The 18,461-nt window shown below is 37.7% G+C and carries 15 protein-coding genes; all 15 read left to right on the forward strand.

All coding sequences use genetic code 11. The features are described 5' to 3' along the window. Positions 1–43 precede the first annotated feature (43 nt). The 15 genes from IGK27_RS05845 to IGK27_RS05915 all read left to right on the forward strand — a co-directional run bounded on the left by IGK27_RS05845 (position 44) and on the right by IGK27_RS05915 (position 18,215). Entirely contained in the window at positions 44–1,402 is a 1,359-nt protein-coding gene (locus IGK27_RS05845) for a DEAD/DEAH box helicase (RefSeq protein WP_016622251.1), read from the forward strand. A gap of 546 nt (positions 1,403–1,948) precedes the next feature. Next, on the forward strand, positions 1,949–2,632 hold the full coding sequence (locus IGK27_RS05850) for a helix-turn-helix domain-containing protein (protein ID WP_002381934.1): 684 nt from the start codon (positions 1,949–1,951) through the stop codon (positions 2,630–2,632). A 345-nt stretch (positions 2,633–2,977) separates the two neighbouring features. Beyond that, positions 2,978–5,620, forward strand: a complete 2,643-nt coding sequence (gene alaS / locus IGK27_RS05855; RefSeq protein ID WP_033626314.1) for an alanine--tRNA ligase — start codon at positions 2,978–2,980, stop codon at positions 5,618–5,620. 202 nt (positions 5,621–5,822) lie between these two features. Continuing rightward, positions 5,823–6,539, forward strand: a complete 717-nt coding sequence (locus IGK27_RS05860) for a tRNA (adenine(22)-N(1))-methyltransferase (protein WP_033626315.1) — start codon at positions 5,823–5,825, stop codon at positions 6,537–6,539. Beyond that, the gene (locus tag IGK27_RS05865) at positions 6,523–7,641 is read left to right on the forward strand and encodes a Nif3-like dinuclear metal center hexameric protein (protein ID WP_002357732.1); all 1,119 of its coding nucleotides are present in this window, start codon (positions 6,523–6,525) and stop codon (positions 7,639–7,641) included. The genes IGK27_RS05860 and IGK27_RS05865 overlap by 17 nt, the downstream gene beginning before the upstream one ends. 29 nt (positions 7,642–7,670) lie before the next feature. Then, positions 7,671–8,900 (forward strand): peptidase T, encoded by a 1,230-nt coding sequence (gene pepT / locus IGK27_RS05870; protein WP_002360428.1) that lies wholly within the window; start codon positions 7,671–7,673, stop codon positions 8,898–8,900. Between the two features lie 145 nt (positions 8,901–9,045). Beyond that, complete coding sequence (locus IGK27_RS05875) at positions 9,046–9,312, forward strand: DUF1294 domain-containing protein (protein WP_002357729.1); 267 nt, start codon at positions 9,046–9,048, stop codon at positions 9,310–9,312. 19 nt (positions 9,313–9,331) lie between these two features. Further along, positions 9,332–10,360, forward strand: coding sequence for a lysylphosphatidylglycerol synthase transmembrane domain-containing protein (locus IGK27_RS05880; RefSeq protein ID WP_002360426.1), 1,029 nt, complete (start codon positions 9,332–9,334; stop codon positions 10,358–10,360). Positions 10,361–10,499: 139 nt separating this feature from the next. Next, entirely contained in the window at positions 10,500–11,075 is a 576-nt protein-coding gene (mobA, locus tag IGK27_RS05885; RefSeq protein WP_033626316.1) for a molybdenum cofactor guanylyltransferase, read from the forward strand. Between the two features lie 15 nt (positions 11,076–11,090). Then, positions 11,091–11,915 carry a formate/nitrite transporter family protein gene (locus tag IGK27_RS05890; RefSeq protein ID WP_033626317.1) on the forward strand — a complete coding sequence of 275 codons (825 nt, stop codon included), beginning with the start codon at positions 11,091–11,093 and terminating at the stop codon, positions 11,913–11,915. Further along, complete coding sequence (locus IGK27_RS05895) at positions 11,905–12,486, forward strand: hypothetical protein (protein ID WP_002363879.1); 582 nt, start codon at positions 11,905–11,907, stop codon at positions 12,484–12,486. The genes IGK27_RS05890 and IGK27_RS05895 overlap by 11 nt, the downstream gene beginning before the upstream one ends. Further along, a complete protein-coding gene (locus IGK27_RS05900; RefSeq protein WP_002357722.1) occupies positions 12,474–12,962 on the forward strand; it encodes an NAD(P)H-dependent oxidoreductase subunit E in 489 nt (162 codons plus the stop codon). Before IGK27_RS05895 ends, IGK27_RS05900 begins: the two co-directional genes overlap by 13 nt. A gap of 11 nt (positions 12,963–12,973) precedes the next feature. Further along, positions 12,974–14,272, forward strand: a complete 1,299-nt coding sequence (locus tag IGK27_RS05905; protein ID WP_002394421.1) for a complex I 51 kDa subunit family protein — start codon at positions 12,974–12,976, stop codon at positions 14,270–14,272. 2 nt (positions 14,273–14,274) lie between these two features. After that, positions 14,275–16,995, forward strand: a complete 2,721-nt coding sequence (gene fdhF / locus IGK27_RS05910; RefSeq protein WP_033626318.1) for a formate dehydrogenase subunit alpha — start codon at positions 14,275–14,277, stop codon at positions 16,993–16,995. Positions 16,996–17,012: 17 nt separating this feature from the next. Then, a complete protein-coding gene (locus tag IGK27_RS05915) occupies positions 17,013–18,215 on the forward strand; it encodes a molybdopterin molybdotransferase MoeA (RefSeq protein WP_002360421.1) in 1,203 nt (400 codons plus the stop codon). The last annotated feature ends 246 nt before the right edge of the window (positions 18,216–18,461 follow it).

An 18,461-nucleotide genomic window follows, 5' to 3' on the forward strand; every position in this document is an offset into this window, starting at 1 on the left:
TGTGTTATAATGCCAAAGTGCATAAAGAATTTAACGAGAAGAGGTGAGGCAAGTGCCTTCATTTAAACAATTTCAATTTCAACCTTTTATCAACGAAGCACTCGCAGAAAAAGGGTTTGAAGAACCAACAGAAGTCCAAGAAAAATTAATCCCAATCATTAAGAAAGGGAAAAGTGTCATTGGACAATCGCAAACAGGAAGTGGAAAGACGCATACTTTTTTACTTCCATTAATGGATAAAGTTAAGCCAACTATCGACGAAGTACAAATTGTGATTACTGCGCCTAGTCGTGAATTAGCCAATCAAATTTATCAAGAAGCGCAGCAACTGGCTCGTTTCAGTCAACCAGAAATTCGAGTGTCAAATTTTGTTGGCGGAACAGATAAACAACGTCAATTAAATAAATTAAAGCATCAGCAACCTCATGTGGTGATTGGTACACCAGGGCGGATTTTAGATATGATGAATGAACAAGCCTTGAAAGTGCATACGGCTTTTGCCTTTGTTGTCGATGAAGCAGACATGACATTAGATATGGGCTTTTTAGCAGAAGTCGATCAAATTGCTGGTCGTTTGCCAGAAAAATTACAAATGCTCGTTTTTTCTGCAACCATTCCAGAAAAATTACGACCATTTTTAAAAAAATATTTAGAAAATCCAGTGATTGAACATATCAAACCAAAAGCAGTTATTTCAGAAACAATTGACAATTGGTTGATTTCCACCAAAGGAAAAAACAGCAATCAAATAATTTATCAATTATTGACTATCGGGCATCCTTATTTAGCGATTGTTTTTGCAAATACTAAACAAAGAGTTGATGAAATCACCGATTACTTAAAAGATCAGGGCCTAAAAGTTGCCAAAATTCATGGAGACATCACACCACGCGAAAGAAAACGTGTGATGCGTCAAGTTCAAAATCTTGACTACCAATATGTGGTAGCTACTGATTTAGCCGCACGTGGGATTGATATTGAAGGGGTTTCACATGTCATCAATGCAGAAGTTCCACATGAATTGGACTTCTTTATCCATCGGGTTGGCCGCACAGGACGTAATGGATTGAATGGGACTGCCATAACATTATATTCACCAGCGGATGATGATGCGATTACTCAGATTGAGCAGTTAGGTGTTTCTTTCAAACCAAAAGAAATTAAAAATGGTGAGATTGTAGAGACGTATGATCGCAACCGTCGAACAAAACGAGAAAAATCTCGAGAAGAATTAGACCCAACGTTAATTGGTTTAGTGAAAAAGAAAAAGAAAAAAATTAAACCAGGATACAAGAAAAAAATTAATTGGGCAATTGAAGACAGCAATAAGAAAAAACGTAAAATTGAACGTCGTCAAAAAGATCGTTCTGCTAGAAAAGCAAAAAAGAATTCTTCTAACTAAAAACGTTGTAGATTATAAAAAGTAAGGGACTAGAATCGTAAAGATTTTAGTCCCTTACTTTTTATATGATAAATATTTAAGTCACTTTTAAAATAACTCTTTTTTAAAAGTAGTTATCGTTAAAAGTAGAGAAAATTACCGATTAATTGTAAAGATTTTTGTCGAAAACATCAAAATGTTAGTATTAAACATCAACATTTTGATGTTTTCTCAAGAAAAAAATAATAAAATTACAGAATTTTTGGCGTGTTTTAGCAAAAAGTAGGAAGTTTCGGCACTTTTTTTGTTAAAAAATCAGCTTTATTAGTTGATATTAAAGGAAATTCATTTTTTTTTACGGAGGATAAAAAAATTTTACACACAAAAAAAATCATTTTCTAATATAATATAAATAACCACCAAAATAAAGAATAAAGGAGCGAAGAGAGATGAAGATAAAAAGGTGTTTATTAACCAATCGATGGAGAAAACACGCGATTTGGTAACGTATTTTGATTGGTGCGTTTAGTTATTGGTAGCAGAAAGAGTTCTAGGAGGAAAGAAGAAATGAGAAGGATTTTGGTATTAACAAAGAACATTTTAGTTGAGCAAACATTTCAGCAGCAATTACAACATTTAAATTATGAAGTCTTTTGTACGAACTGCTGTGAAGAAACTATAGAACATGAGTTAACTTTTTTTAATTATTTTGATGCAATTGTATTAAGCGAAACACTATCTCAGAACGATTGCTTGAGATTATTAGGAAGTCTTTCATCGTTAGAGAAGCCGATTTATCGACGTTCACAATCGATGTGTAATAAACGTGAAGCGGAGATTTGGCAGGAAAGAGGTATTATCCGGTGGTTAGGCCTCAAAGATTCATTGGAAGATATTCGTGAAAAAATTGACACTGTCGATCAAAGTTTTGCCGAAGTCACAGCCGAGCTACTTGATGACCAAGTAAAAAAGATTCGCTTTACAAAAAACGAACAACGCTTTTTAAAAATCTTGTATCAGCATGCCCACGAAGGGTTGGATCGTGATCAAATTTGTCGCTTGCTTTGGCAGAAAGAACCAGATGCTTCTACAAAATCGCAGCTGTCTTTCGTATGTAAACGAGTGAAACAAAAATTTAGTGATGCAGGTATGAACGAAGAGATTATTACAACCTCTTGGGGAAAAGGGTATCAAATAAATGAACAAATTTTGCCTTATTTAGAGCAAACGTTATTTGAAACAGCTCAGTAAGGAAAGATTCCTACGAAAACAATTGACTTTTTAGCAGATCTTTCTTATACTTTTGACTATAAGCTAAAGGATATGAGGAATCTTATTTTGATCACAGAAAGCCGTTCATTGCTGAGAGAAGGGCATCAGATAAATTTACTTGCTCCCTTTAGATGGACTTGATAGAAATATCAACGCGACTCTGCGTTATAGAGCTTAAGAGGTAATGATCCAACATCATTGCAATCAAGGTGGTACCGCGAGCAATCGTCCTTGACTGCAATGGTGTTTTTTGTGTTCACAGTCTGCCGCTTAAGAGGGTACAAAACATAAATAGTTAATTATTAATAGAAAGTAGGAAAATCAATGAAAGAATTAACAAGTAGTCAAGTTCGTCAAATGTATTTAGACTTCTTTAAGTCTAAAGGACATTCAGTAGAACCAAGTGCTTCTTTAGTACCAGTAAACGATCCAACATTATTATGGATTAACTCTGGTGTTGCAACCTTGAAAAAATATTTTGATGGCTCTGTTGTGCCAGAAAATCCAAGAATTACGAATGCTCAAAAATCTATTCGTACAAATGATATTGAGAATGTTGGGAAAACGGCTCGTCATCATACAATGTTTGAAATGTTAGGGAACTTCTCAATTGGAGATTATTTTAAAAATGAAGCGATTCACTGGGCCTGGGAATTTTTAACTGGTGCTGAATGGCTTGCTTTTGACCCAGAAAAATTATATGTGACTGTTTATCCGAAAGATACAGAAGCAAAACGCATTTGGCGTGATGAAGTTGGTTTATCTGAAGACCATATTATTGATGTAGAAGATAACTTCTGGGATATCGGTGCTGGTCCAAGTGGTCCGGATACGGAAATCTTTTATGATCGCGGCGAAGAATTTTTAGATATTCCAGAAGATGATCCAGAAAATTATCCTGGTGGCGAAAATGAACGCTATTTAGAAATTTGGAACTTAGTGTTCTCTGAATTTAACCATACACCAGAAGATACGTATGAACCATTACCACATAAAAACATTGATACGGGCATGGGCTTGGAACGTGTTGTATCTATTATTCAAGATGCACCAACAAATTTTGAAACTGATTTATTTATGCCAATCATTCATGCGGTAGAAGCTTTAGGAACCAACGTGAAATATGGAGATACACCGCAAACGGATGTTTCCTTTAAAGTGATTGCTGACCATATTCGCGCCTTGTCCTTTGCAATTGGTGATGGTGCGCTTCCTTCAAATGAAGGTCGTGGCTATGTGTTACGTCGTTTATTACGTCGTGCGGTAATGCACGGGAAAAAATTAGGCATTAATGAAGCCTTTTTATACAAATTAGTGCCTGTTGTTGGCGAAATCATGGTAAGCTACTATCCAGAAGTATTACAACAAAAAGACTTCATCGAAAAAGTGGTTCGGACAGAGGAAGAACGTTTCCATGAAACCATCAATGAAGGTTTAAGCATGTTAAATGAGGTTATTAAAGAAGTTAAAGATGCAAAAGGCGATACATTAGATGGAAAAATTATCTTCAAACTTTATGATACTTTTGGCTTCCCAGTAGAATTAACGGAAGAAGTTGCAGAAGATGAAGGCTTAAAAGTCGACCATGCTGGGTTTGAAACAGAAATGGAAGCACAGCGTGAACGTGCTCGTTCTGCCCGCAGTAAAGAAACTTCAATGGGTGTTCAATCTGCTTTATTAACAGATATTAAAGTAGAAAGTAAATTTGTTGGCTATACAGAATTAACACATGATAGTGAATTATTTGTTATTATTCAAGGTGACGCACTAGTAAATGAAGCATCTGCAGGAACAGCCGAATTAATTTTTGCTGAAACACCATTTTATGCTGAAATGGGTGGACAAATTGCTGACCGCGGCTATGTAAAAAATACCGCAGGGGAAGTCGTTGCCAACGTGGTGGATGTGAAAAAAGCACCAAACGGTCAATTTTTACACAAAGTAGAAGTTTTGGCACCATTAGCTGAAGGCCAAATTTATCAATTGCAAGTGGATGAACGGATGCGGACCCGTATTTTGAAAAACCATACGGCAACCCATTTATTGCATCGTGCTTTAAAAGATGTGTTAGGAGAGCATGCCAACCAAGCAGGCTCATTAGTTGCACCAGGACACCTACGTTTTGATTTTACTCATTTTGGGCAAGTTACATCAGAAGAACTAGCGCGGATGGAAGCCATCGTTAACGAAAAAATCTGGGAAGCTATTCCTGTTGTCACAATTGAAACAGATATTGATACAGCGAAAAATATGGGCGCAATGGCGTTATTTGGCGAAAAATATGGTAAAGAAGTCCGTGTAGTTAATATTGGGGATTACTCTATCGAATTATGTGGTGGAACACACGTTGCTAATACAGAAGATATCGGGATTTTCAAAATTGTTTCTGAATCTGGAATTGGTGCAGGAGTACGCCGTATTGAAGCAGTGACGAGTAAAGAAGCGTATCAACTTTTACAAGAAGAAGAACGTCAATTGAAAGAGATTGCTACATTAGTTAAATCACCTCAATTAAAAGAAGTGGTTACGAAAACAGAGCAATTGCAACAACAATTACGTGATCTACAAAAAGAAAACGAACAATTGGCAGGCAAATTAGCGAACCAACAAGCTGGTGACATTTTTAAAGATGTCAAAGACATCAATGGTGTTCGTTATATTGCCGCTCAAGTCAATGTTAAAGACATGAATCAATTACGCCAATTGGCTGACCAATGGAAACAAAAAGAATTGTCTGATGTACTAGTTCTAGCAACTGCACAAGATGAAAAAGTAAGCTTGTTAGCGGCTATGACAAAAGACATGAACGGAAAAGGCTTAAAAGCCGGTGACTTAATCAAAGCAATTGCGCCAAAAGTTGGCGGTGGCGGCGGTGGTCGTCCTGATATGGCTCAAGCTGGTGGGAAAAATCCAGCAGGGATTGCGGATGCCTTAGCAGAAGTTGAAAACTGGTTGGCAAATGCCTAATTAAAAATGTTTTCCCTATTATTAATATAAGGAGAATGCTCTTTATAGCAATAATGACAGCCCTCTTCAAAGTTATGAAATTGATTTTGAAGGGGGTTCTTTTTTATAAGTGATTACGGAGAGAAAACAGTAGATTGCACGAATGTGTAAGTTTTCATCTTCAATTGACAATGGTATAATAAGCAACGGAGGAATCAAAAATATGAATGAAAATCAATTATCAAAACGTCTCGCAACGGTTGGTGATTTAATCCCTAGAGGAAGTCGCTTAGCAGACATTGGTTCAGACCATGCTTATTTACCAGTTGCTTTAATGTTAGAAAATAAACTGTCTTTTGCTGTGGCTGGGGAAGTGGTAGAAGGCCCTTATCAATCTGCCAAAACCCAAGTCAGTAAATCCAATTTGACGGATAAAATTATCGTACGTTTAGCGAACGGGCTAGATGCAATTGAACCTGAAGATCAAATAGACGTCATTAGTATTTGTGGAATGGGCGGCACATTAATCCGAGATATTTTAGAAGCTGGACGCAAAAAAAATCGTTTAACAGGGAAGGAACGCCTTGTTTTACAACCGAATATTGGTGAACCAACTTTACGCCGCTGGTTAATGGCAAACGACTACAGTATTATTGATGAAACAATCGTGGAAGAAAACCGTAAGTTGTATGAAATTATCGTAGCCGAAAAAACAGAGCAATCCGTTTCTTATACGGACCAAGAATTACTATTTGGGCCAGTTTTAATTAAAAAACAAGGACCCGTTTTTACCAAAAAATGGCAACGAGAATTAAAACAGCGCAAAACTGTTCTTGCACAACTAGCAAAGGCAAGTGGAGACCATATTGAAAAACAAGCGAAACTACAGCAAGACCAACAATTAATTGAGGAGGTGCTGGCCAATGGCTGTGAACGGTAAGACTTTGATTCGACGCTTCAATGACTATTGTCCCGAGTGGCTAGCTGAAACGGGAGATCCTGTGGGCTTGCACATTGGTACGTTAGATAAACCAATTGAAAATGTGATGGTTACCTTAGATGTTCGTCCTGAGGTCGTTGCAGAAGCAATTGAGAAGCAGGTTGATTTAATTATTGCGAAACACCCACCTATTTTCCGCCCAGTTAAGCGATTAACCACAGATAATTTTCAAGAAAAAATGTACGCTGATTTATTAAAACACGATATTGCTGTTTACGCAGCGCATACTAACATGGATATTATTGACAATGGGCTAAATGATTGGTTTTGTGAATTATTGGGAATTAAACAGACCACCTTTTTAACTAAAACACATACTGTTCCTTATAAAAAATTAGCCGTTTTTGTGCCAATTGATGAAGCTCCGCAAATGAGAGAAGCTTTAGGTCTAGCTGGCGCTGGAGCTCAAGGTGATTATTCTAAAACAAGTTACTCTTTAATTGGAACAGGACGTTTTACACCAACACAAGGAGCAAATCCCACGATTGGCGAAATTGGTCAAGAAAGTGTCGTCCAAGAAGCAAAAATCGAAGTGATTTTCCCTGAAACTAAGCAAGAACAAGTTCTTGCAGCTATGTTACAGGCGCATCCTTATGAAGAACCGGCGTATGATGTTTATACCATTGAAAATCAATCAAAAGAATTTGGTTTAGGTCGGGTTGGAGTATTAGACAAGCCTGTGAGACTCTCTGATTTTGTACAGCAAGTCAAGGAAGCTTTCCAATTGGATGGCTTGCGGGTCATTGCAAAAGATGATACTAAAATGATTCAACGGGTAGCCATTTGTGGTGGAAGTGGTGAAAAGTTCTATCATGATGCATTACGTAAACAAGCCGATGTCTATATTACTGGTGATGTGTATTATCATACGGCACATGACATGATTGCTGAAGATTTACCAGTTATCGATCCTGGTCATTACATTGAAGCGCTTTGTAAGCCAAAACTTGTGGAATTAATGAATCAATGGAAACAAGAAAATGAGTGGGCTGTATCCATTTTTGAATCAGAAGCGAATACCAACCCATTTCGTTTTAAATAAAAAAATGAAGATTAAAGGAGTGTTCTTTTATGTATGAAAATTTATTACCTCGTTTTTTACGCTATGTGAAAACAGAAACACGCTCAGATGCAACAAGCACAACGACACCATCAACACAAACACAAGTAGCCTTTGCACAAACCTTAAAAAAAGAATTAGAAGAATTAGGGATGAGCGATGTTATTTATAACGAAACAAATGGTTTTGTGATTGCTACGTTACCTAGTAACGTGGAGAAAGACGTTCGTTCAATCGGCTTTATTGCCCATATGGATACCGCTGATTTTAATGCAGTGAATGTTTCTCCGCAAATTGTTGAGAACTATGACGGAGAATCAACGATTCCTTTAGATAAAGAAGGCAAATTCACTTTAAACACGAAAGACTTTCCTAACTTAAAAAATTATCGTGGTGAAACACTTATTACAACCGATGGTACCACTTTATTAGGAGCTGATGATAAATCAGGTATTGCGGAAATAATGACAGCCATGGAATATTTAATTAATCACCCAGAAATTAAACATGGCACCATTCGTGTGGCTTTCGGTCCCGACGAAGAAATTGGTGTAGGTGCCGACAAATTTGATGTCGCTCAATTTAACGTGGATTTTGCTTATACAATGGATGGCGGACCAGTAGGTGAATTACAATTTGAAACGTTTAATGCGGCGCAAGCAGAAATTACAATTCAAGGGAAAAACGTTCATCCAGGAACAGCAAAAAATACAATGATTAATGCGTTACAATTAGGAATTGATTTCCATAATGCCTTACCTGCTGACGAAGTTCCAGAAAAAACAGCAGGTGAAGAAGGCTTTTATCATTTAGCAGCGTTTGCTGGAACGCCAGAAGAAGCTACAATGACGTATATTATTCGCGATCACAATCGCGAGATTTTTGAAGCACGTAAAGCTAAAATTAAAGAAATTCAGCAAACATTGAATGCACCATTTGATGAAGAACGAATCAAAGTTGATTTATTTGATCAATACTATAATATGCGAGAAGTGATTGAAAAAGATATGTCCATTGTCGAAATTGCTAAACAAGCAATGGAAGAATTGTCAATTCAACCAATTATTGAACCTGTTCGCGGTGGAACGGATGGCTCAAAAATTTCTTATTTAGGGATTCCCACACCAAATATCTTTGCTGGTGGCGAAAATATGCATGGCCGTTTTGAATTTGTTTCATTACAAGCCATGGAAAAAGCGACCAATGTGATTATTAAAATTGCTGAATTAAATGCAAAATAAATGAGGCACTCAATAGGAAAGTAAGAAAACGGGCAACCGAGAACTTACTTTCCTGTTGTAGTTTCATGAGTCATTGAAAAATTTTTTGCAATTAGAATCAGAACAAGGTATCCTAGTACAGTAACTAGTTAGGAGGCCAGAAAGAATGCTTCAGTGGATAGTAATCATTTATTTCCTCGTCATTAATTTAGTATTGTTTAGTATGATGGGTTATGATAAAAAACAAGCAAAACGTGGGGACTGGCGTATTCCAGAACGCCGCTTATTGACGATAGGACTTGTCGGTGGCGGTCTAGGTGGGCTAATGGGACAAAAGAAATTTCATCATAAAACTCAAAAACCAGTTTTTGCATTGTGTTATTCAATTGGCGTAATCGCGATGATTAGTTGCATCTATCTAACGTTTAAGTAAGAACAAAAAAGGAGAAGCGATGAAAGGAAAAGTAAAAATTGGCTTAAATATGTTGTTAATGATTATCGTTTTAGGCGTAATCTTTTATGTCATGGATAATTCATTAAGTGATATTTTTGCTCAACTGATGGAAACGAGTTGGCTGGTGCTGATTGCTGTTATTTTTTTTGGAGTAGTTTATCAATTTGCAGAAGGGCGCTCAATCAAGGAAATAGCTCGTTATTTTAACAAAGACTTTACAACAGTGGATGGTTTTTTTACTTCTTGTTATGTAGCATTTTATCGGATTATTTCATTTGGCACGGGAACCTTGCTTTCAGAAATTTATTTTTATAAGAAAAAAGGAATTCCTGTTTCTAAAAGTGTGGGAATAACGGCATTACATATGATTATGTACAAAGCAGCCGTGATTTTTTTAGCAATTATTGGTTTGATTATTCAATTTTCCCTGTTTTATGAAAATGCGCCTAAAATGATTCCATTCATTTTAGCAGGTGTTATTTTAACATTAGTAATAATTGCAGCATTACTTATTTTATCTAGTAGCTTAAAGTTGCAAGTTTTATTGGTTAAGTTTGCCAATCGTTGGTTTAAACGACCAAAACTAAGAGATTGGGTGGATAATTGTAATTTACAAATCTATTCCTTGCGGGCAGCTGTCCAAACAATTACACAAGATCGCTCAGCGTTGCTTCGAATCTTTTCATGGAATGTATTTAAATTATTATTTTGGTACATTATTCCTTACATTGTTTTAGTAGAAAATCACCCGAATATTGATTTATTATTAGTGATGTCCTTTACCAGTTTTGCTGTTATTCTTTCAGGAGTTATTCCGACACCTGCTGGCATTGGTCCATTTGAATTTGTTTACTTATTGTTGTTTAAACCATTGGTCGGCAATGTTGATGCTGTAGCATCTGTTTTACTGTATCGATTTGGTAGCTTTGTGTTACCCTTTTTGATTGGCTTGGTTTATGTCGCCATTGAGAAACGAAAATCATTACGCATTGAGATTGAAGAAATAAAACGTCAAACAGATGAATAAGGTAGAACGAGAAAAAGAGTCGCTCTTTTTCTCGTTCTTTTTTTTAAAAGGAATTGACTTGTACGAGGGATGTCTTATAATAGACTTAATACATGACTAAAAAATATTTTTTTGAACTAATAAAAATTATGGTAAAGGGGTGGCGAAAATTATTGCTGATTGTACAGCAGTGCTGTTATGCGGCGGGAAAAGTTCACGGATGGGATTTGATAAAGCATTATTGAAAATTCAAGGGCAATACGTGATCTTGCAAACAGCTGAAAAGTTAATGGAACTGTTCGAAGAGGTTATTTTAGTAACGAATGATAGTCAAAAATTTCCTAAGGCGTTTAGAAAATGCACAATCATTCAAGATATGTATCTTGGAAAGGGGCCATTAGGTGGGATTGTGACAGCAATGAACTATACTCAGAAAGCTGAAGTGTTTGTAATTGCCTGTGATATACCAACTTTGTCTCCTAAACTTGTGTATCAGTTAGCTTCTAAGCGTGGACAAAATCAAGTAACAATCTTTGACTTTGAAGGTCGTCAAGAACCATTATTTGGCTTTTATCGATGTTCTTGTTTACCAACATTTCAAAAACAGCTTGCGCAAAATAACTATCAGATTCGGCAAGAATTTGAGCATCTATCTGTAAAAACGGTGCAACTATCAAAAGAGAATCAACTTAAAAATGTCAATCGAAAAGAAGAATTGTCTCAGTGGTATCGATAAAAAGGAGGAATCGTAATGGATTTTTTCAGTAGTGAAGAAATAGTTGCAAGCTTAGGTGATAAGGCAGAAATGAAAGGGAAATTATCGTTTGTTCGACTCTGTATTTTAGGCATCATGGCTGGTTTTTGTATTGCACTAGGTTACTTGGCGTTTATTCGTATCACTGGAACCGCCCCCACAGAATGGGGAAGTTTTAACAACTTTCTGGGTGGAGCTTTATTTCCAGTTGGATTGATAGCGCTTACTTTTGTTGGTGGTGAGTTAGCAACAGGCAATATGATGGTAATGACATTAGGCGTATTACAGAAAAAGGTTCGAGTGGGCGCTCTTTGTTATAACTGGCTAGTTGTTTTATTGACCAATTGTCTAGGCGGATTTCTTGTGGCGTATTTATTTGGCCATATTGTTGGGTTAACTGAAGGTGCGTTTCTGGATAAAACAGTCGCAGTTGCTCAGGCGAAAATTGCTGATCCACCGATAGTTGCTTTTGTTTCAGGGATTGGCTGTAATATTTTTGTTTGTTTAGCGGTTTATCTCGGAGCGTTGGCAAAATCATATTTAGGTAAAATGTTTGGCTTATGGTTTCCTGTCATGGTTTTCGTTGTTTGTGGGTTTCAACACGTGGTCGCCAATGCATTTATTATTCCAGCGGCAATTTTTTCACAAAGTACCACAATCAGTTGGTGGGATTATTTGCAGAATACATTATGGGTATTTTTAGGCAATGCAGTAGGTGGCAGTCTTTTTATGGCCGTACCATTGATCTTTATGACAAAACCATCAACTGTCAAACCAAGAGTTGAGAAAACGATTCAGACGGAGGAGCTCTATGGCAATTGAGGTACCAAACATGATTCAAATTGGTTCTACTGGTCGGAATAGTGGCAAAACGACATTAGCCGAAGCCCTTATTAAACAGTACCAAGAAGTCTATCCAATTTATGGCTTGAAGATTATTACGATTAGTGGTCAACGAGGGGTGTGTCAACGAGGCACAAAAGGATGCGGAATTTGTACCAGTATTACAGCTGGTTATGAATTAGTAGAAGAGCAAGAGACGATTGGCAATAAAGATACCATGAAATTATTAGCTGCAGGTTGTCAAAAAGTTTTTCTATTGAAAGTTTTTCAAGAAAATTTGGCGGAAGCCATTCAGCAATTTCTGAAAGCTGTGCCGGCCCAAGCATTAATCATTTGTGAATCAAATTCATTACGTAATGTTGTGCAGCCAGGACTATTTCTTATGATGAATAACCAGAATCGCCAAAAAGAATCAGCAAAAAAAGTCATAGATAAAGCCGATTTTTGTTTACTATCTGCTGAAATACCAAAAGAATTGCGTATCTATTATCAAGGAGAACAACTTCAAGTTTCACTAAAAAGGGGGAATAAAAAGGAATGTGTGCATTAAGCTTAATTGAAAAAGAAGCGATTATTCTAGAAAACGATGCTGATCCACAACGAATTTTAAATATTTTAATTGAATTACAATTTGCTTCAGAAGAAGGGTATATCGATCAGGAGACAGCTCAATTAGTTGCAGAGCATCTACATTTAACGGAAGCGCGAGTCTATGAAATCGTCAGTTTTTATGCCATTTTAAAGACGGAACCGCAAGCGAAGTATGTCTTGAAGATTTGTAACAGCACACCGTGTCATTATACTGGTGGGGCGATGGTTGCCGAAGTTTTAGAAACCATTTTAGAAGTGCCAGAGAATCAGCCGACACCAGATGGCTTATTTATGTATCACAGTATTCCTTGTATCGGGGCTTGTGATTTAGGTCCAGTAATTAAAATTAAGGACACCGTTTTTAGTCAACTAACAGAAGAGAAAATTTATCAATTAATTCAACATTTACAAAATGATTGCTATGAAGGACTGTAGGAGGTGAGTCAATGCTTAAGAGAAACCAACCAATGTTATTAGAGAGAATGGGAAAAATGCAATCTGCGACCGATGTTGCTGAATATTGTAAATACGATGGATTTGATGGTTTAAAAAGAGCAATTTCACTATCGGATGAAGAAATTTTAAACGAACTGGATGTTGCTCACTTAAGAGGTCGCGGTGGAGCAGCCTATCCTTTAGGAAAAAAATGGCGCCATCTTTATCATGCAAAAGGAACCACAAAGTACATTGTTTGTAATGCTGATGAAGGCGAACCAGGGACCTTTAAGGATAAAGTACTTTTATCTGAAGATCCATTGAGTGTGATTGAAGGAATGATCATTGCTGGTTATTTATTTTCAGCAAAAGCAGGTTATATTTATATGCGAGGAGAATATCGCAGAATCCAAAAAACATTTCAAGAAGCACTGGATAATGCACGACAAGCTGGCTTTTTAGGGGAAAACATTTTAGGAATTGAAGGATTCAATTATGATATTACGATTATTTCTGGTGCTGGCGCCTATATTTGTGGGGAAAATTCAGCACTTTTAAATTCAATTGAAGGAAAAACGGGGCGGCCGCGTGTCAAACCACCACACTTAGCAGATGTTGGTTTATATTTGCAACCAACATTAGTAAATAATGTTGAATCATTTGCAAGTGTTCCTGTAATTTTAAGAGAAGGTGGACAAGCTTTTTTAGAGATGGGTACTGCCGATGGTGGCGGAACAAAGCTAATTTGTTTGTCTGGACATATTAAAAATCGGGGCTTATACGAGGTCAACCTTGGAACACCATTAGAAGAAATAATTTATGGCGAGCAATACGGCGGAGGCTCTGCAACTGGTCGATCATTAAAATTTATTCACTTCGGTGGACAATCCGGTCCAATTGGTGCTGTCGCAACGTTAAGGGATTGTTTGTATTCCTACGAAGATTTATGGGCCCATGACTTATCTGTCGGCTCTGGTGCAATTGTAGTAATGGATGATTCAGTTAATGTTGTGGACTATTTAGTACACGTGGCGGCCTTTTTTGCTCATGAGTCCTGTGGTAAATGCACCCCTTGTCGATTGGGAACAACTAGGATTTTGGAATTATTGAGTAAATTCAATCGGAACGAGGCAACAGCTAGTGATTTGCCGCGATTGGAAAAGATGCTCACGCATGTCACGCGATTATCAGCTTGTGGTTTGGGACAATCCGTCGCAAATCCAATGAAGAGTGCATTGGCTTTGTTTCCAGAAGAATTTGAAACGACTGCTGAAACAGAAATCTATGCCACCAGCAAAGGAGGTTGGTAAAAATGAAAACAAAGTTGCATACGCAAACAGTTACATTGTCTATTGATAACCAAGAAGTAACTGTGCCTAAAGGGACTACCATTCTCGAAGCAGCGAAAGGGCTAGGTGTTGAAATCCCAACGCTCTGTCATTTAAAGGAATTAGCACCTGATGGTTCTTGTCGGATGTGCGTGGTTGAGGTGGAAGGCGGCCGACGTGGCGGCTTAACAACTGCTTGTACGGCACATTGTCAAGAGGACATGGTTGTGGCAACACATTCTGAAAAAGTTGCTGATTCCAGACGTTTTATTCTTGATTTATTATTGAGTAATCATAAATTAGAATGTTTTTCTTGTGGAAAAAACGGGGATTGTCAATTACAACAGTATGCGCTAGATTATGGGATTGATGCCACTAGCTTTACCGAGGGAAAAAGAATGCCTTGCCATCAAGAAGATACCAGTAATCCATTTTTCTCTTATGATCCAGAAAAGTGTATCATGTGTCGTCGTTGTGCCCGTGTCTGTCAATTGCGGCAGGGAAGAGATGTACTTAGTATTGCTAATCGTGGCTTTGAAACAAAAATGATGCCGAGTTATGGGCAGGCGTTTGATCAATCTATCTGTGAATCATGTGGCAATTGTGTCTCTTCCTGTCCTACAGGAGCGTTAACAGCAAAAGATACAAAAGAGTACCGCAAATGGGAAACCCAGAAAATTCCTACAACTTGTCCACATTGTGGGACAGGCTGTCAGATGAATTTACTCGTTAAAAATAATCGTTTGGTGGGTGTTGAACCCCTGGATGGACCAGCTAATAAAAATTTACTTTGTGTGAAAGGAAAATTTGCTTCATATAAATTTGTTGGGTCAGGAGATCGCTTAACGGAGCCATTAATTAAACGGAATGGGATTTTTGAACCTGCTTCTTGGGAAGAAGCCTTAACGCTTGTTTCGTCAAAATTTAACGAAATTAAAGCAGAAAACGGTCCGGATGCTCTTGCTGGTTTTTCGTGCTCTAGAGCGACAAATGAAGATAATTATGTCTTTCAAAAAATGGTGCGTGCTGCTTTTGGTACCAATAATGTTGATAACTGTGCCCGTGTTTGCCATTCGGCTTCGGTCCATGGTTTAGCCCAAACCTTAGGCTCTGGTGCGATGACTAATCCTATTGCTGATATCACTGAAGATGTCGACATGATTTTATTAGTAGGTTCCAATCCAGAAGAAGCTCATCCAGTTATTGGTGCGCAAATTCGCCAAGCCATCCAAAGAGGAACGCAAGTTGTTGTTGTTGATCCGCGGAAAATTAACTTAGTGAAGGATAGTGCGCTGCATTTACAAGTTCAGGCGGGAACGAATGTCGCATTTGCTAATGGCATGATGCATGTGATTTTGAAAGAAGGTTTAGCAGATCGCCACTTTATTGAAGAACGGACAGAAGGATTTTCAGATTTAGAAAAAATGGTGGCTGATTATACGCCGGAAAAAGTCGCAGAAATTTGTCATATTCATCCAGAAGATCTAATTCAAGCAGCACGCATGTATGCAAAAGCAGAGAAAGCACCAATCATTTATTGTTTAGGCGTAACGGAACACTCGACAGGAACTGAGGGTGTTATGAGTATGTCTAATTTGGCAATGTTGGTTGGTAAAGTTGGAAAACCAGGCTGTGGTGTCAATCCTTTGCGAGGTCAAAATAATGTTCAAGGTGCTTGCGATATGGGCTGTATGCCTTATGATTTCCCAGGCTATCAAAAAGTCAATAATCCAGAAGTAATCGACAAATTTGAAAAAGCTTGGCATGTGCCGTTAAATCGAAACACAGGTTTAACTTCTACTAAAGTCTTGCCAGCAGCAACGGCAGGAAACGTCAAAGGCCTTTATATTTTTGGAGAAGATCCAATTGTTACGGATCCAGACACAGGACATGTTCGTCAAGCTTTAGAAAGTTTAGACTTTTTAGTTGTTCAAGAATTATTTATGACAGAAACGGCTGCTTATGCAGATGTCGTTTTACCAGGCATCAGTTATGCAGAAAAAGACGGGACATTTACAAATACAGAACGGCGCGTGCAAAGAGTCCGTAAAGCTGTTGAACCAAGAGGACAAGCGCGAGAAGACTATGAAATTTTTTGTGAAGTCATGACACGAATGGGTTATCCTTGTGCGTATGAATCTGCAAAAGAAATTATGGAAGAAATTTCAGCTGTGACACCTTCGTTTGGTGGAATTAATTATGAACGATTAGAGAAGGAGAGCTTACAATGGCCTTGTCGGAGCTTGACAGATCCAGGTACGCCGATTATGCATGTGGGCAGTTTTGCTCGTGGGAAAGGTTTATTTAAAGCAATTCCGTATAAGCAAGCACAAGAATTACCAGATGAAGAGTACCCGTATTTAATGTCGACAGGCCGAATGCTTTACCATTACAATACCCGAGCAATGACAGGACGAACGGAAGGGATTAACCAAATAGCGAATCACTCTTATATTGAGATAAATGCAGTTGATGCACAAGCTCTGGGAATCCAAGAAGGTGACAAAGTGGAAGTTCATTCTCGACGTGGCAAAATTGAAACCTATGCGGCTGTCGGAAATCGAGTATTTCCGCAAGAAGTCTTTATGACATTCCACTTTCCAGATGGGAATGTTAACGAAATCACCAATGCTGTATTTGATGATATCGCCACAATTCCTGAATATAAAGTTTGTGCCGTTGCGATTAAACCAGTGAATAAATAAAAAAGGATGGTTAAAACATGATCGAGTTGGAAGAAGCACGAGAGAAAATGACCCAACATATGAAGAGTCAATGTGAAACAGAAGAAGTGGCGCTGCTTGATTCCTTGGGACGGATTAGCGGAGAAACCATTTTTGCAGAGACAGCGATTCCTCATTTTCCTCGTGCCGGAATGGATGGGTATGCCGTTCGTGCAGTAGAAACACGAGGTGCGACTGCTGAAAGCCCAAGTTGTTTAAAAGTCGTCGGTTCTTTAGTGGCAGGGGATTCCATGTTTTATTGTAATCAGACGAATAACTGTGCGATTAAAATAACAACAGGTGCTTTTATTCCAACCGATTTTGATGCTGTAGTGCCACAAGAATGGACGGATTTTGGGCAAGACCATGTTAAAATTTTTCGCTCTGTCACTGCGGGCCAAAACTATGCGGAAATTGGAGAAGATATTGCTTTTCAGCAAAAAATTTTAGCAAAACATCAACAGATTAATAGTCGCATGATTGGTTTGTTGGCAATGCAAGGGATTGATAAAGTTGTTGTATTGAAGCGCATGAAGGTGGGGATTTTAGCGACGGGTAGTGAGTTAGTTTCTTTGGAAGAACCGCTGTCAGTTGGGAAAATTTATAATAGTAATCTCTACATGTTAGCAGCTTTTGTCAAAGCAAGTGGCAATGAAGTAATCCACCTAGACCATTGTTCAGATGACCCTGAAGAATTAGCGAAGAGGCTGATTGAGATTTCACCAAAACTTGATGTATTAATTACTTGTGGTGGTGTTTCGGTAGGTGAAAAGGACAATTTACCTTTAGCAATTAAACGTATCGGAGGAACAGAGTTGTTTCATTTTGTAAATATGAAACCTGGAACCCCAGTTATGGGAAGTCAATTTCAAGAAACACTCATTTTAAGCGTTTCAGGCAATCCGTTTGCGGCAATGGTTAATTTACATCTTTTTTACTGGACATTATTAGCTACTTTTTTTAATTGTGTCGAGTTAAATCTCAAGGAACGAACAGTAATTTTAGCGCATGAATTAGCCCCCAGTAGACTACGTCGATTTTACCGAGCGAAAGAAATAGATGGCAAAGTAAATTTAGTGACAAAAAGTCATCTTTCATCCAATTTATCAAATACTTTAGAAACAAATTGCCTACTAGAACAACCAGCTGGTGTACTACTCAAAAAAGGCGCGCTTGTAAAAGTCTATTATTGGCAAACTTGATGACAACCTGACCTAAGATTAGTATGAAAGTAAGCCATCAGTCGAGTCGACTGGTGGCTTATTGCTTATCAAGTTTTAAGACTTAGACAAAAGTCTGGTCAGGCTAAGCGAAGCACGTAATTTTTGTCACTTAACGTTTTTTTACTTCGATTTCTCACTAAAAAAAATTATGGATGCCAGATTGTTTTTTTGATGCAAGAGTGATACACTTGAAAAAGAAGTATTGTGTAAACGTTAACAAATGTC

The sequence above is a fragment of the Enterococcus sp. DIV0236 genome, assembly GCF_050558525.1.
In the GTDB taxonomy this organism is placed as follows: Bacteria; Bacillota; Bacilli; order Lactobacillales; family Enterococcaceae; genus Enterococcus; species Enterococcus faecalis.

Coding starts and splice junctions, on each gene's coding strand:
- IGK27_RS05850 (WP_002381934.1), top strand. CDS start 1,949: ATGAGAAGGATTTTGGTATTAACAAAGAACATTTTAGTTGAGCAAACA.
- alaS (WP_033626314.1), top strand. CDS start 2,978: ATGAAAGAATTAACAAGTAGTCAAGTTCGTCAAATGTATTTAGACTTC.
- IGK27_RS05860 (WP_033626315.1), top strand. CDS start 5,823: ATGAATGAAAATCAATTATCAAAACGTCTCGCAACGGTTGGTGATTTA.
- IGK27_RS05865 (WP_002357732.1), top strand. CDS start 6,523: ATGGCTGTGAACGGTAAGACTTTGATTCGACGCTTCAATGACTATTGT.
- pepT (WP_002360428.1), top strand. CDS start 7,671: ATGTATGAAAATTTATTACCTCGTTTTTTACGCTATGTGAAAACAGAA.
- IGK27_RS05875 (WP_002357729.1), top strand. CDS start 9,046: ATGCTTCAGTGGATAGTAATCATTTATTTCCTCGTCATTAATTTAGTA.
- IGK27_RS05880 (WP_002360426.1), top strand. CDS start 9,332: ATGAAAGGAAAAGTAAAAATTGGCTTAAATATGTTGTTAATGATTATC.
- IGK27_RS05890 (WP_033626317.1), top strand. CDS start 11,091: ATGGATTTTTTCAGTAGTGAAGAAATAGTTGCAAGCTTAGGTGATAAG.
- IGK27_RS05895 (WP_002363879.1), top strand. CDS start 11,905: ATGGCAATTGAGGTACCAAACATGATTCAAATTGGTTCTACTGGTCGG.
- IGK27_RS05900 (WP_002357722.1), top strand. CDS start 12,474: ATGTGTGCATTAAGCTTAATTGAAAAAGAAGCGATTATTCTAGAAAAC.
- IGK27_RS05905 (WP_002394421.1), top strand. CDS start 12,974: ATGCTTAAGAGAAACCAACCAATGTTATTAGAGAGAATGGGAAAAATG.
- fdhF (WP_033626318.1), top strand. CDS start 14,275: ATGAAAACAAAGTTGCATACGCAAACAGTTACATTGTCTATTGATAAC.
- IGK27_RS05915 (WP_002360421.1), top strand. CDS start 17,013: ATGATCGAGTTGGAAGAAGCACGAGAGAAAATGACCCAACATATGAAG.